Raw genomic sequence first — 440 nt, forward strand, 5'->3', positions numbered from 1 at the left:
GCTCAGAGATGTGTATAAGAGACAGCGACTGCGGGCCGTGCTGCGAGGAAGGCGTACCGGAACATGTCCCTGAGCATGACGGAACGGGGCTGCGGCGTCGAACGGTTTTCCGGCGGACGCGGTCGGCCTACCGACCGGAGCGGTTGGGCCGGTGTGGTTGCGCCGCTACCCGGCCGTACTGGCGGAACCCTGCCATCGCCCGACCGTGACGGACGCCCCCAGCCCTGCTCGACCGTGCCACTGGACTCGGGAAACACGTCGAACCCGCCGTCGGATGCCGGCTGCACGGTGACGACGACGTCCTTCCCGTACCGCTTCACCAACGCGCTGCCGTCGGTCTTCACCGCGGACACGCCCCGGTGCCGGTCTACCCTCCAGTGAGGCTCCGCCAAGCTCATTTCCGCAGGTCAGTGGGGCTTGTGTGATGTTCCGGTGAGGTC

The organism is Streptomyces sp. NRRL WC-3549 (assembly GCF_000721935.1).
Lineage (GTDB): Bacteria > Actinomycetota > Actinomycetes > Streptomycetales > Streptomycetaceae > Streptomyces.